The organism is Roseateles sp. DAIF2 (assembly GCF_015624425.1).
Lineage (GTDB): Bacteria > Pseudomonadota > Gammaproteobacteria > Burkholderiales > Burkholderiaceae_C > Kinneretia.
Window position 1 is genome coordinate 4,889,240 of record NZ_CP049919.1, and the last position, 13,217, is coordinate 4,902,456.

Below are 13,217 nucleotides of genomic sequence, written 5' to 3' on the forward strand. Positions count from 1 at the left end.
CACCCCATGGACATTTCCCGTTTCTTCATCGACCGGCCGCGCTTCGCGACCGTGCTGTCGATCTTCATCTTCCTGGTCGGCCTGCTGTCGATCTTCCAGCTGCCGATCTCGGAATACCCCGAGGTTGCGCCGCCGCAGATCGTCGTGCGCGCCCAGTTCCCCGGCGCCAATCCGCGCGTGATCTCCGAGACCGTGGCCACGCCGCTGGAGGAACAGATCAACGGCCTGGAGAACCTGCTGTACTTCGACAGCCAGGCCACGGCCGACGGCGCGATGGCGCTGACGGTCACCTTCAAGGTCGGCACCAGCCCGGAGGCCGCCGAGACCGCGGTGCAGAACCGCATCAACCGCGCGCTGCCGCGCCTGCCCGAGATCGTGCGCCAGATCGGCGTGACGACCGAGAAGCAGTCGCCCAACCTGACCATGGTGGTGCACCTGGTCAGCCCGGACAACAGCCGCGACGCGCTCTACCTGCGCAACTACGGCGCGCTGAACGTGCGCGACCAGCTGCTGCGCGTGCCCGGCATGGGCTCGGTGCAGATGTTCGGCGCCGGCGACTATGCGATGCGCATCTGGCTGGACCCGCAGAAGCTGGCCGCACGCAGCATGACCGCCAATGACGTGGTCGGCGCGATCCGCGAGCAGAACGCCCAGGTGGCGGCCGGCGTCGTCGGCGCCTCGCCCGCGCCCAAGGGCACCGAGTTCCAGCTCTCGGTCAACACCCAGGGCCGCCTGGTCAGCGAGGAGGAGTTCGCCGACATCATCGTGCGCACCGAACCCGCCACCGGCGCGCTGGTGCGGGTGCGCGATGTCGGCCGCGTCGAGATGAGCGCCAGCACCTATGCGCTGCGCAGCCTGCTGAACAACAAGGAGGCGGCCGCCATCGGCGTCTTCCAGGCCCCCAACTCGAACGCGCTGGAGATCTCCCAGACCGTGCGCGAGACGATGGAGCGCCTGAAGGCCGACTTCCCGCAGGGCGTCAGCTACGACATCGTCTACGACCCGACCCGCTTCGTGCAGACCTCGATCAAGAAGGTCGTGCAGACCCTGATCGAGGCGGTGCTGCTGGTGGTGATCGTGGTGATCGTGTTCCTGCAGACCTGGCGCGCGTCCATCATCCCGCTGCTGGCGGTGCCGGTCTCGATCGTCGGCACCTTCGCGGTGATGCTGGCGCTGGGCTTCTCGATCAACACGCTGACCCTGTTCGGCCTGGTGCTGGCGATCGGCATCGTGGTCGACGATGCGATCGTCGTGGTCGAGAACGTCGAGCGCAATCTGGAGGACGGGCTGACGCCGCGCGAGGCCACGGTGAAGGCGATGCGCGAGGTCAGCGGACCCATCATCGCGATCGCCCTGGTGCTGTGCGCGGTGTTCGTGCCCTTGACCTTCGTGCCCGGCCTGACCGGCCTGTTCTACAAGCAGTTCGCCGCCACGATCGCGATCTCCACCGTGATCTCGGCCTTCAACTCGCTGACCCTGTCGCCCGCCCTCTCGGCCCTGCTGCTGCGCCCGCATGACGCGCCGAAGGACCGGGTGATGAAGCTGATGGACAAGCTGTTCGGCCGCTTCTTCCACTGGTTCAACTGCTTCTTCCAGCGCCGCAGCGAGGCCTATGGCCGTGGCGTCACCGGCATCCTGCGCCGCAAATCGCTGGCCCTGGTGGTCTACGCGCTGCTGCTGGGCTTCTCGGCCCTGCTGCTGTGGCGCCTGCCCAGCGGCTTCGTGCCAGCGCCGGACAAGCAGTACCTGATCGGCGTGGCCCAGTTGCCCGCCGGCGCCAGCCTGGACCGCACCGAGGAGGTGATCCGCCGCATGAGCGACATCGCGCTGAAGGTGCCCGGCATCGTCGACTCGGTGGCCTTCCCCGGCCTATCCTTTGCCGGCTTCTCGGCCGCGCCCAACGAGGGCATCGTCTTCTTCGGCCTGGCCGACTTCGAGAAGCGCAAGGGCCGCGAGATGTCCAAGGACGCGATCCTGGCCCAGGTCAACGGCGCGATCCAGGAGATCCAGGGCGCACGCATGTTCGTCGTGCCGCCGCCCGCGGTGGACGGCCTGGGCAATGCCGGCGGCTTCAAGGTGCAGGTGCAGGACCGCAGCGGCCAGGGCGAACAGGCCCTGTACGGCGCGGTCTGGGGAACCCTGGGCCAGGTCTACGGCAACCCCAAGAGCAGCATCGCGACGCCGTTCTCGATGTACGACATCAACGTGCCCCAGCTCTTCGCCGACGTGAACCGCGGCAAGGCCAAGCAGATGGGCGTGGCGCTGAACGACATCTACGACACCCTGCAGATCAACCTTGGCTCGCTGTATGTCAACGACTTCAGCCGCTTCGGCAAGACCTACCAGGTGATCGTGCAGGCCGACGCGCCCTTCCGCGCCCATGCCGACGACATCACCGACCTGAAGACCCGCAACGGCCGCGGCGAGATGGTGCCGCTGGGCGCGCTGATGGAGGTCAAGCCCACCTTCGGCCCGACCCGCGTGACCCGCTACAACGGCTACCCCAGCGCCGACATCAACGGTGCGCCCAACCCGGGCTTCTCCAGCGGCCAGGCCGAGGCCGAGATGGAAAAGCTGCTGAAGAGCTCGCTGCCGCGCGGCATGGCCTACGAGTGGACCGAGCTGACCTACCAGGACCGCCTGACCCGCGAGGTCCCGTTGCCCGGCCTGGACATCAAGGTGCCCACCCTGGCCGCGGTGCTGATGCTGTCGGTGATCTTCGTGGTGCTGGTGCTGGCCGCGCAGTACGAGAGCTGGAGCCTGCCGCTGGCGATCGTGATGATCGTGCCGACCAGCGTCTTCGCCGCCCTGTTCGGCGTCTGGATCTCGCATTTCCCGCCCTTCGGCCAGGCCGGCGACCTGAACCTGTTCACCCAGGTCGCCCTGGTCGTGCTGGTGGGCCTGGCCTGCAAGAACGCGATCCTGATCGTCGAGTTCGCCAAGGAGCTGGAGGAGCGCGGCGAGGCGCTGCATGACGCGATCATCCACGCCTGCCGCCTGCGCCTGCGCCCGATCCTGATGACCTCGATCGCCTTCTGCGCCGGCGTGATCCCGCTGATCCTCGGCACCGGTGCCGGCAGCGAGATGCGCCGCGCGATGGGCATCGCGGTGTTCTCCGGCATGGTCGGCGTCACGCTGTTCGGCATCTTCCTGACCCCGGTGTTCTACGCGCTGATGCGCAAGAGCACCGAGGGCAAGCGCGCCCGCGCCGCCGAACTCAAGCGCGAGATCGACGCCTCCGCCCATCCCTTCCATCCCGGCATCGACGATGCAGGTCCGCTGCCCGGCAAGGAGGGCGCATGATGAAAACTACAAAAACCCTGCTCTCCCTGCTGAGCCTGGCGGCGCTGGCCGCCTGCTCCAGCGGCCCCGAGCTCAAGCGCTACGAGCCCGCGCTGGCGGCCGAGTTCGCCAACAAGCCGCTTGATGCCGCCTCCAGCGGCGAACCGGTGGCGCAGTTCTGGCGCGGCTTCAATGACGCGCAGCTGGACGCGCTGATCGACAAGGCCCTGGCGGCCAACACCGATCTGCGTATCGCCGCGGCCAATCTGCAGGAGGCCCGCGCGCTGGCGCGCTTCGCCGACGCGCAGCAGCTGCCCACCGTCGGCGTCAGCGCCGGCGCGGCGCGCATCCGCGCGCAGAACGACCAGGGCCAGGCGCAGACGCGGCGCGCCTATTCGGCCGGCTTCGACGTGGCCTGGGAGGCCGACCTGTTCGGCCGCCTTTCCGGCGAGCAGCGCGCAAGCGCGGCCGGCGTGCTGGCCGGCGAGGCCGGGCTGCGCGCGGCGCGCCTGAGCGTCGCGGCCGAGGTGGCGCGCTCCTACTTCGAGCTGCGCGGCCTGCAGGAACAGTTGCGCGTCGCGCGTGCCTCGCTGGAAACCCAGCAGGCCGCGCTGAAGCTGGTGCTGGGCCGCCAGGAGGCCGGCCGCGGCACCGCCTTCGACAGCGAGCGCGCCCGCTCGCTGGTGCAGTCCACCGCGGCCAGCGTGCCGGCGCTGGAGGCGGCGCTGCTGCGCAACCGCTACCGCCTGGCGGTGCTGAGCGGCCAGGCACCCACCGCGCTGGACCGCGAGCTGGCCGAGGTGCGGCCGCTGCCGGGCCTGAAGGCGGTGGCGCTGGAGCAGATCGGCACGCCGCAGGACCTGCTGCGCCGCCGCCCCGACGTGCAGGCGGCCGAGCAGGCCGCCGCCGCGGCGGCCGCACGCGCCGGCGTGGCGCGCGCGGACCTGTTCCCGCGCATCACCCTGGGCGGCACCCTGGGCCAGAACGCCTCCAGCCTGGGCCGGCTGGACGATGGCGCGGCCTATGCCTACAACCTGGGCGCGCAGCTGGTCTGGAACCTGCTGGACTTCGGCCGCATCAAGGCCCGCATCGCCGCCGCCGATGCGCGCAGCGAGGCCGCCCTGCTCGGCTACGAGCGCACGGTGCTGAACGCGCTGGAGGAGACCGAGGGCGCGCTGGTCGGCTACACCCACAGCCAGCGGCAGGCACAGGCCCTGTTCGAGGCCGCCGTCTCGGCCGAGAAGGCCGCGGCGATCGCGCGCGAACGCTTCGGTGTCGGCGTCAGCGACTTCCTCGCGGTGCTGGATGCCGAGCGCGAGCTGCTCTCGGCGCGCGACCGCCTGGCGCAGTCGCAGACCGCGGCCGCCACCTCGCTGGTCGGCGTCTACAAGGCGCTGGCCGGCGGCTGGGGAGGCTGATCCGGCTCAGGCCCGCCGCGCCCTGGTGCCGGCGGGCCACCCTTGCCCCAGATCCCAGAACAGGCCGGCCATGATGCGCAGGCCCTCGGCCAGCGTGTGGACCGGCAGATGTTCGTCCGGCGCATGCTGGCTGCAGGTCGGCACCGAATGCGGCACCCACACCGTGGGCAGGCCCAGCACCTCGGCAAAGCAGTCGTTGGGCAGCGAACCGCCCAGGTTCGGCAGCAGCACCGGCGCCACGCCGGTGCTCTCGCGCAGCGAGGCCTGCGCCCAGCGCACCCAGGGGCTGTCCGGGTCCAGCCGGGTCGCGTTCATGATCTCGGCCCCGGCCTGGCGCTGCTGCACCCGCTCGAAGCCCTGGGCATCCAGATGCGCGCGCAGCGCCGGCAGGAAGCTCGCCGGATCGCGGCCGACGACGAAGCGGATCTGCATGTTCGCCAGCGCGCGCGGCGGGATCGCATTGACCGGCTTGTCCGGGTTGCCGCATTTGAAGGCCAGCACCTCGATGCTGTTCCAGCCGAATACCCGCTCGGCCGGTGTCAGTCCCGGTTCGCCCCAGTCGAGGTCGATCCGCGGACCACCCGGCTCGCCGGGCTGAACCTCGGCCAATGCCGCGCGCACGGCCGCAGGCATCGGCGGCGGCCGCAGCGCCTCGACCCGGATCACGCCGCGCGCGTCGACGATGCTGTGGATCGCCGCGGCCAGCATGACGCCGGGATTGGCCAGCAGGCCGCCCCAGTTGCCCGAGTGATGCGCGCCCTCGCGCAAGTCCAGCTCCAGGTCGAAATTCAGCACGCCGCGCGAGCCGAGGAACAGGGTCGGGTGTTGCTGGGCCAGCCGCGGGCCGTCCGAGGCGATGAACACATCGGCCGCCAGCCGCTCCCGCTGGCGCTCGCATTGCGCCTTCAGGCCCGGCGAGCCGACCTCCTCGCCCATCTCGAACAGGAACTTGGCGTTGAAGCCCAGGCGCTGCCCGCCGCGCGCCGCCAGCACCTGGGCCAGGGCCTGCAGGTTCAGGCTGTGCTGGCCCTTGTTGTCGGCCACGCCGCGGCCGTACCAGCGCTCGTCCTTGGCCTCCAGCACCCAGGGCGAGGCGGCCTTTTTCCACTTGCCCTCGTCGCCCGGCACCACATCGCCATGGCCGTAGCTCAGCAGAGTCGGCAGGGCCGGGTCCTCGATGCGCTCGGCGAACAGCATCGGCGGCGCGCCGGCGACCGGGTTGTCCCAGAGCTCGCAGGCGAAGCCCATCGCGCGCAGCTCCGGGATCAGCTCGGCCTCCAGATAGCGCAGCAGCTCGGGCGCGCGCTCGCGCTGTTGGCTCTCGGTCGGGATGGCGACGCGGCGCGCGAGCGTGCGCTGCAGCGCGGCCAGGTCGGTCTGGGCGAGGAGTTGGCGGCGGTCCATCACTCCATGCTAGGGCCTGTTGGCGCTACGGCAATAGGTCGCGAAAGCCCGACACAGGGGCGAATCTAGGCGCGGCGCGCCGCCCGCACTGACGTGCGGGCCAGCGCGGCAACAACGAGTGGCCCCTGTGTCGGGCTTTCCCGAAGGGTTGTGCGCAGAGAGGCCGCATGCGTTGTTGCAAAGCCTCGCCGGGTCCCGAACCCGGCTGCGGTTTGCGCCTAGCCTGCGGCCTCTCTGCGCACAACGCGACCCATTGCCGTAGCGCCAACAGGCCCTGGCGATAATCGCGCCCATGATTCGACTCTTTGTCGGCCTGGGCAACCCGGGCCCCGAATACGAGGACACGCGCCACAACGCCGGCTTCTGGTGGGTGGACGCGCTGGCCCGCCGCCTCGGCGGCTCCCTGCAGGTGGACCGCAGCTATCACGGCCTGGTCGCGCGCATCAACAACGCGCCCGGCGCCGCCGGCCCGATCTGGCTGCTGCAGCCGATGACCTATATGAACCTCAGCGGCAAGTCGGTCGCGGCGCTGGCGCGCTTCTTCAAGATCGCGCCGGAGGAGATCCTGGCCATCCACGACGAGCTGGACATCGACCCCGGCGAGATGAAGTTCAAGCAGGGCGGCGGCAACGGCGGCCACAACGGGCTGAAGGACATGCAGGCCCAGCTCGGCTCGCCGAACTTCTGGCGCCTGCGGCTGGGCATCGGCCATCCCGGCGTCAAGGCCGAGGTGGCGGCCTATGTGCTGCGCAAGCCGCCGCAGGCCGAGCGCGAGAAGATCGAGGACTGCGTCGCCAAGTCGCTGGAGGCCGTCGATCTGATGCTGAAAGGCGAGATGGATCGCGCGATGATGAAGATCCACGCCAAGCCGCCGCGGCCCAAGCCGCCAAAGCCGCCCAAGCCTGCTGCAAACGCCGAAGCCGCACCGGAATCCACGCCGCCGCCTACATCGCCATCGTCATCATGAACCCGCTGTCGCCGCTCGCCTGCCGCCTGATCGCCATCGCGCTGATGGCCGGCGGCGCGATGGCAGTGGCGATGGCGCAGACCGAGCGGCGCAGCACCCAGGTCTGGCGCTGCGGTCCCGAGGGCCGCGAGCTGCGCGATGCGCCCTGCCCCGAGTCCGGCGCCGGAACCCCGGGCCAGCAGCGCATCGACTACGACCAGCCGAGCAGCGCCCAGAGCGCCGAGGCCAGGCGCATCGCCGCGCGCGAGGCGAAACTGGCCCGCGAGCTGGAGCGGGACCGCCAGCGCCTGGAGGCGCAGCAGGCCAGGCAGCAGCAGGCGATCGGCATCCATGGCCGCGGCAAGCAGTCGCCTCCACCCGATGCCGCCCAGGGCGCGGCCAGCGCGCCACCCAAGCCGCTCAAGACCAAGAAGCCCAAGACCCACAAGCCCAAGCCGCCGCAGACCAACGCCAACACGTCCGGCTAGAATCCCGCGCTGTTGGTGCTCGTGCGGGTCTCTCGGATCCGCGCAGTTAAACGGGAATCAGGAGGGAATGCTCCCACGGAGCGGACCTAACCTGAGCTGTCCCCGCAACGGTAAGTGGACAGGCGGCATGGCCCTCGCGGCAAGCCGTCTCAACGCCTGCACAAGAAATCCACTGGCGCTCGTCAAACAGCAGCGCTGGGAAGGAAGCAGGGGTTGTCGCCTCCACCAGCCCGGATACCGGCCAACAGGTGATGCACCGGACGCAGGCGAGGCCCCTCAAAAAAGCGCGCCCTAGGTCCGGTATGTCGTTTCACAGGAGCCTGCGGGGAAGCTGGCGTCCTGGACAGACACAATACCTAGGTCCATTTCTCGATGAAGTCCCCCGCCCGGCGCTGCCCTGCTGCACGCCCGTCTCGCGCTGCGCTGCGCCTCGCCCCGATCGGCCTCGCCCTGCTGGCCTCCTCCATTGCCCAGGCGCAGAACAAGCAGAATCGTCTTGATCCCGTCGTCGTCACCGCCAGCCGCAGTCCGCAGCTGCTCAGCCAGGTGCTGGCCGACACCACGGTGATCACCCGCGAAGACATCGAGCGCCAGGCCTTCGGCGGCATCGCCGATCTGCTGCGCAGCCAGGCCTGCTTTGAAATGGTGCGCAACGGCAATATCGGCGCCAGCACCAGCCTGTTCGTGCGCGGCGCCGAAACCCGTCACACGATGGTCCTGATCGACGGCGTGCCCTATGACTCGCAGCGCACCGATGGCGCGTCCTGGCAATCCCTCCCTCTGGCCCAGATCGAACGCATCGAGATCGTGCGCGGTGCAGCCAGCGCCGTGCACGGCTCCGACGCCATCGGCGGCGTGGTGCAGATCTTCACGCGCAAGGGCGAAGGTGCACCCCAGCTGGAACTGGGTATCGGTGGTGGAAACCTCGGCCTGGCCAAGTTCGATGCCAGCCTCAGCGGGATGAGCGGCATCTTCGACTACGCCGTCTCGGCGGCCAGGGAGCGCAGCACCGGCTTCAACTCGCGCCCGGTCACCGGTACTCCCGACCTGCGCTATCAGCCCGACATCGATGGCTACAGCAGCCGCAGCGTCAGCATTCGCGTCGGCGCCCAGCTCAATCGCCAGCATCGGGTGGAGCTGTCCGGCCTCAACAGCCATGTCGAAGGCCAGTACGACGCCAGCGCTCGTCCCACGGTGGATGACCGCAACCTGAATGCCGCACGCGCCCTGCGCGGCAGCTGGTCAGCGCAATGGAGCCCGGACTTCAGCACCAATGTCAGTATCGGCGAGTCCACTGACAAGTACGAGACCCAACCCAACCCCTACCTCACCGAAACCCGCACCCGCAGCACCGCATTCAACGGCAGCTACAAGCTCGGCGGAGGGCAGCTCAACGGCGCCCTGGAGCGCCGCGAGGACAAGCTGGAAAACACCAGCGTGTTGAACGGCAAGGCTGACCGCCATCAGGACGCGGTGGGGTTGGGCTATCTCTGGGCGTCCGGCCCGCTCTCGCTGCAAGTCCACGGTCGCCATGATCGCGACAGTGAATTCGGCAGCAGCAACAACGGCACCATCGCGGCCGGCTACCAGCTGACCCCGCAATGGCGCTTGCTGTCCTCCTATGGCACGGCCTTCAAGGCCCCGTCGCTCTATCAGCGCTTCAGCGAGTACGGCAAGCCCGACCTGAAACCCGAGCAAGGCAGGAACGCGGAAGTCGGTCTGCATTTCACGCAGGGCGTCCATGGCGCCAGCCTCACGGCCTATCGCAATCTGATCGACGATCTGATCGTGTTCGGCGCCCCCGGCCCCTGCAAGGGCAGCTCCGGCTGCTACGAGAACGTCGGCCAGGCGCGCTTGCAAGGCCTGAGCCTGAGGGGCAACACCGTGCTGGCTTCGGTGCGACTGTCAGGCTCGCTGGATCTGCAATCCCCCAAGGACGTGACCGAGCGCGTAGGCTACAAGAACTACGGAAGAATCCTGGCCCGCCGCAGCAAGACCCATGGCACGCTGCGCGCCGAGACCGACCTGGCCGGCTGGGCTTTGGGCGCTCAGCTGTGGGCAAGCGGTCAGCGAACAGACAGCTTCAGAACCGGCGCCAGACTGGGCGGCTACGCCACGATGGATCTGGACGCGCAGTACAGCATCAATCCTGAACTGCGCCTGCAGCTCAAGCTAGAGAACGCTTTCGACCGCAAGTACGAGACAGCACTTGGCTACGCCAACGCCCCGTTCCAGTTCTTCGTCGGCCTGCGCTACACCCCGAAGCTCTGAGCCATGGCCGACGCCTCGCACCACCTGATCGTCGGCGGCCAGCGCAGCGGCAAGTCGCGTGAGGCCGAGCGCCTGGCGCTGGCCTGGCAGCGCGCGGGCGGCGCGGTCACGGTGGTGGCGACGGCGCTGGCCTTCGATGCGGAGATGCGCGAGCGCATCGCGCGGCACCGGGCCGACCGGCCCGCGGGCTTCGCCACCGTCGAGGCGCCGCTGGCGCTGACGGCGGCGCTGCTGCGCGAGGCCGCCGTGCCGGGCCAGTTGCTGCTGGTCGACTGCCTCACGCTGTGGCTGACCAACTGGCTGATGCCGATGGAAGAAGGTGCGCCCGACCTGGCCGCCTGGGAGACCGAGCGCCAGGCCCTGCTGGAGGCGCTGCCCGCCCTGCCCGCGCCGGTCGTCTTCGTCTCGAACGAGGTCGGCTGGGGCGTCAGCCCGATGACGCGCGAGGCGCGCTTTTATGTGGACGAGCTGGGCCGGTTGAACCAGGCCGTGGCCCAGCGCTGTCAAGACCTGACCCTGATGGTGGCCGGACAGGCCTGGACCCGCGCGGTGGAGAAACGATGAGAAGAACCCTGATTGCGAGTGTGCTGCTGGCGCTGGCCGGCCTGGCCCAGGCGGCCGCTCCCATCGCGCTGAAGGACGACCGCGGCGCCAGCATCACCCTGCCCGCCGTGCCCAAGCGCATCGTCAGCCTGCTGCCCTCGCTGACCGAGACCGTCTGCGAGCTGGGCGACTGCGCCAAGCTGGTCGGCGTCGATCGTTTTTCCGATTTCCCGGCCAGCGTGCGTGCCCTGCCCAAGCTGGGCGGGCTGGACGACACCGGCATCGAGGCGCTGATTGCCCTGAAGCCCGACGTGGTGCTGCTGGGCGTCTCGGCCCGGGTGATCGACCGGCTGGAGGCGCTGGGCATCAAGGTCATCGCGCTGGAGCCCAAGAGCATGGCCGATGTGCAGCGCGTGCTGGGCAAGGTGGCCCTGGTGCTGGGCAAGCCCGACGACGCGCGCCGCATCTGGAACCGCATCGACGGCGCGATCTCGCAGAGCGCGCAGCAGCTGCCGGCGGCGGCGCGCGCGCAGAGCGTCTATTACGAGGTCGATGCCGCGCCCTATGCGGCCGGCCGCGCCAGCTTCATCGGCGAGATCCTGGACCGCCTGGGCGCGAAGAACATCGTGCCGGCCGAGCTGGGCCCCTTCCCCAAGCTGAACCCCGAGTTCGTCGTGCGCGCCGATCCGCAGCTGATCATGGTCGGCCAGCGCAGCGCCCATGGCCTGCCGCAGCGCCCGGGCTGGAACGGCATCCGCGCGGTCAAGGACAAGAAGATCTGCGTCTGGGTGCCCGGTGAATCCGATGTGCTGGTGCGCCCCGGCCCGCGCATGGCCGAGGCCGCCGCGCTGATGGCGCGCTGCCTGCGCCAGGCCTCCACGGGCCCCGTGCCCTGGCCGACAACACCCTTCAACGCGCCACCGGGCGGGATGCGCTGAAATGAGCCAGCCCCTCGTCCAAGGAGTACCTTGGCCGGTCCCCCGCGGGGACGGCCCGTGCTGGTCGGGTCGACCGACCAGCGCAAGCCATGGCGGGCCGGCTTGGGAGCGGCCCGGCGCTCGGCCCGCAAATCCCATCCGAAGGATCTGGTCATGAGCGCCCGTCACCGAATCTGGCTGACCCTGCTGCTGGCCGGCAGCGCCGCCTTGCTGGCGCTGGGGCTGGCGATCGGCAGCACCGGCTGGAGCCCCTGGCTGGGCGCGGCGACCGACCCGGCCATGTCCATGATCCTGTGGGACATCCGCGCACCGCGTTCGGCCGGCGCCTGGCTTGCCGGCGCGCTGCTGGCGCTGGCCGGCGCGGTGGCCCAGGGCCTGTTCCGCAACCCGCTGGCCGATCCCTATCTGCTGGGCTGCTCGGCCGGCGCCTCGCTGGGCGTGGCCTCGCTGCTGTTCCTGCTGGGCCTGTCGCCGGCCGCCACCGCGCTGGCCCTGCGCGTCGGCATGACCGGTGCGGCCTTCGCCGGCGCGGTGCTGGCGGTGCTGCTGACCCTGGTGCTGGCGCGCGGCGTCGAGCAGACCCTGCGCCTGCTGCTGGCCGGCGTCGTGGTCGGCGTGGTGCTGGGCTCGGGCTCGGCCCTCTTGACCCTGATGAACCCCGACATCATGCGCGCGATGCAGGCCTTCATGCTGGGCAGCACCGGCTATGTGGGCTGGAGCGCGGTGCAGATCATGGCCGCGGCCTTCGCGCTGTGCCTGCTGGTCGCGCTGGGTTGCAGCCGCACGCTGGATGCGCTGAGCCTGGGCGAGGCCACCGCGCGCTCGCTGGGCGTGCGCCTGCCGCTGGTGCGCCTGCTGCTGATCGGCACCCTGGCGCTAGCCACCGGCGCCGCGGTCGCGCAATGCGGCCTGGTCGCCTTCGTCGGCCTGGTGGCGCCGCACCTGGTGCGCAGTTGGGGCGCGATCACGCATCGCGGCCTGCTGCTGCTGTCCCCGCTGGCCGGCGGCATGCTGCTGCTGGCGGCCGATATCGGCGCGCGCTGGGTGATCGCGCCGCAGGAGCTGCCGGTGGGCATCATCACCGCGCTGCTGGGCGGCAGCTATCTGCTGTACCTGATGCACCGGCGTCAGGCGCGCGGAGGCGCGCGATGATGGCCGGCAGCGCCCCATCGCTGGAGCTGGACCTGCGCGCGCTGCGCCTGTCCGGCACCACCATCCTGCACCCGCTGCGCTTCGCGCCGGCGCCGCGCGCCTGGACCGCGGTGGTCGGCCCCAACGGCGCCGGCAAGTCGACGATGCTGCGCGCGCTGGCCGGCCTGCTGCCCTTCGACGGCACGCTGCAGCTGCGCCAGCGCCCCTGGTCCGGCTGGCCGGCGCGCGAGCGCGCGCGCCAGCTGTCCTGGCTGGGCCAGAACGAGGTCAGCGCCGACGAGCTGAGCGCCTTCGACGTCGTGATGCTGGGCCGCCTGCCGCACCAGGCCTGGCTGGCCCCGGCCAGCGCCGCGGACGAGGCCGCGGTCCAGGACGCGATGCGCCAGACCCAGAGCTGGGACTGGCGCGAGCGCCCGCTGGGCCGGCTCTCCGGCGGTGAGCGTCAGCGCGTGCTGCTGGCGCGCGCGCTGGCGGTGCGGGCGCCGCTCTTGCTGATGGACGAGCCGCTGGCGCATCTGGACCCGCCGCACCAGAGCGACTGGGTGCAGATCGTGCGCACGCGCGTCGCCGAGGATGGCGCCGCGGTGGTCTCGGTGCTGCACGAGCTGAACATCGCGCTGCAGGCCGACCACCTGGTCGTGATGGATGCCGGCCGCATCGTGCACCAGGGCGCCCCGCATGAACCCGCCACCCATGCCGCGCTGCAGCAGGTGTTCCACAACCGACTCCAGATCCTGCAGGTCGCCGACCGCTGGATCGCATTGAACGCTTGAGA

The 13,217-nt window shown here is 70.3% G+C and carries 10 protein-coding genes and 1 riboswitch; of the genes, 9 read left to right on the plus strand and 1 reads right to left on the minus strand.

All coding sequences use genetic code 11. The features are described 5' to 3' along the window. Positions 1–6 precede the first annotated feature (6 nt). Entirely contained in the window at positions 7–3,303 is a 3,297-nt protein-coding gene (locus G8A07_RS22555) for an efflux RND transporter permease subunit (RefSeq protein ID WP_195794182.1), read from the plus strand. Continuing rightward, a complete protein-coding gene (locus tag G8A07_RS22560) occupies positions 3,303–4,700 on the plus strand; it encodes an efflux transporter outer membrane subunit (RefSeq protein ID WP_249937101.1) in 1,398 nt (465 codons plus the stop codon). The genes G8A07_RS22555 and G8A07_RS22560 overlap by 1 nt, the downstream gene beginning before the upstream one ends. A gap of 6 nt (positions 4,701–4,706) precedes the next feature. Here the strand turns inward: G8A07_RS22560 and G8A07_RS22565 are convergent, their stop codons facing one another. Beyond that, entirely contained in the window at positions 4,707–6,104 is a 1,398-nt protein-coding gene (locus tag G8A07_RS22565) for a M20 family metallopeptidase (protein WP_195794184.1), read from the minus strand. Positions 6,105–6,396: 292 nt separating this feature from the next. Here G8A07_RS22565 and pth point away from each other — a divergent pair, with 292 nt between their 5' ends. The 7 genes from pth (at position 6,397) to G8A07_RS22600 (ending at position 13,215) form a co-directional block, all read left to right on the plus strand. Then, a complete protein-coding gene (gene pth / locus G8A07_RS22570) occupies positions 6,397–7,071 on the plus strand; it encodes an aminoacyl-tRNA hydrolase (RefSeq protein ID WP_195794185.1) in 675 nt (224 codons plus the stop codon). Further along, positions 7,068–7,538, plus strand: a complete 471-nt coding sequence (locus G8A07_RS22575) for a hypothetical protein (protein ID WP_195794186.1) — start codon at positions 7,068–7,070, stop codon at positions 7,536–7,538. Before pth ends, G8A07_RS22575 begins: the two co-directional genes overlap by 4 nt. Next, positions 7,535–7,799, plus strand: a riboswitch (cobalamin riboswitch). (Overlaps the previous gene by 4 nt.) A 111-nt stretch (positions 7,800–7,910) precedes the next feature. After that, positions 7,911–9,809, plus strand: coding sequence for a TonB-dependent receptor domain-containing protein (locus G8A07_RS22580; protein WP_195794187.1), 1,899 nt, complete (start codon positions 7,911–7,913; stop codon positions 9,807–9,809). Positions 9,810–9,812: 3 nt separating this feature from the next. Continuing rightward, positions 9,813–10,373, plus strand: a complete 561-nt coding sequence (gene cobU, locus G8A07_RS22585; protein WP_195794188.1) for a bifunctional adenosylcobinamide kinase/adenosylcobinamide-phosphate guanylyltransferase — start codon at positions 9,813–9,815, stop codon at positions 10,371–10,373. Next, positions 10,370–11,290, plus strand: a complete 921-nt coding sequence (locus G8A07_RS22590) for an ABC transporter substrate-binding protein (RefSeq protein ID WP_195794189.1) — start codon at positions 10,370–10,372, stop codon at positions 11,288–11,290. The genes cobU and G8A07_RS22590 overlap by 4 nt, the downstream gene beginning before the upstream one ends. 153 nt (positions 11,291–11,443) lie before the next feature. Continuing rightward, positions 11,444–12,442, plus strand: coding sequence for an iron ABC transporter permease (locus G8A07_RS22595; RefSeq protein ID WP_195794190.1), 999 nt, complete (start codon positions 11,444–11,446; stop codon positions 12,440–12,442). Further along, on the plus strand, positions 12,442–13,215 hold the full coding sequence (locus tag G8A07_RS22600; protein ID WP_195797914.1) for an ABC transporter ATP-binding protein: 774 nt from the start codon (positions 12,442–12,444) through the stop codon (positions 13,213–13,215). The genes G8A07_RS22595 and G8A07_RS22600 overlap by 1 nt, the downstream gene beginning before the upstream one ends. The last annotated feature ends 2 nt before the right edge of the window (positions 13,216–13,217 follow it).

Excerpts from the sequence above, each read along its gene's own strand:
- G8A07_RS22580 (WP_195794187.1), top strand. The coding sequence starts at position 7,911 with ATGAAGTCCCCCGCCCGGCGCTGCCCTGCTGCACGCCCGTCTCGCGCT.
- G8A07_RS22600 (WP_195797914.1), top strand. The coding sequence starts at position 12,442 with ATGGCCGGCAGCGCCCCATCGCTGGAGCTGGACCTGCGCGCGCTGCGC.
- G8A07_RS22595 (WP_195794190.1), top strand. The coding sequence starts at position 11,444 with ATGAGCGCCCGTCACCGAATCTGGCTGACCCTGCTGCTGGCCGGCAGC.
- pth (WP_195794185.1), top strand. The coding sequence starts at position 6,397 with ATGATTCGACTCTTTGTCGGCCTGGGCAACCCGGGCCCCGAATACGAG.
- G8A07_RS22565 (WP_195794184.1), bottom strand. The coding sequence starts at position 6,104 with ATGGACCGCCGCCAACTCCTCGCCCAGACCGACCTGGCCGCGCTGCAG.
- G8A07_RS22560 (WP_249937101.1), top strand. The coding sequence starts at position 3,303 with ATGAAAACTACAAAAACCCTGCTCTCCCTGCTGAGCCTGGCGGCGCTG.
- cobU (WP_195794188.1), top strand. The coding sequence starts at position 9,813 with ATGGCCGACGCCTCGCACCACCTGATCGTCGGCGGCCAGCGCAGCGGC.
- G8A07_RS22575 (WP_195794186.1), top strand. The coding sequence starts at position 7,068 with ATGAACCCGCTGTCGCCGCTCGCCTGCCGCCTGATCGCCATCGCGCTG.
- G8A07_RS22555 (WP_195794182.1), top strand. The coding sequence starts at position 7 with ATGGACATTTCCCGTTTCTTCATCGACCGGCCGCGCTTCGCGACCGTG.
- G8A07_RS22590 (WP_195794189.1), top strand. The coding sequence starts at position 10,370 with ATGAGAAGAACCCTGATTGCGAGTGTGCTGCTGGCGCTGGCCGGCCTG.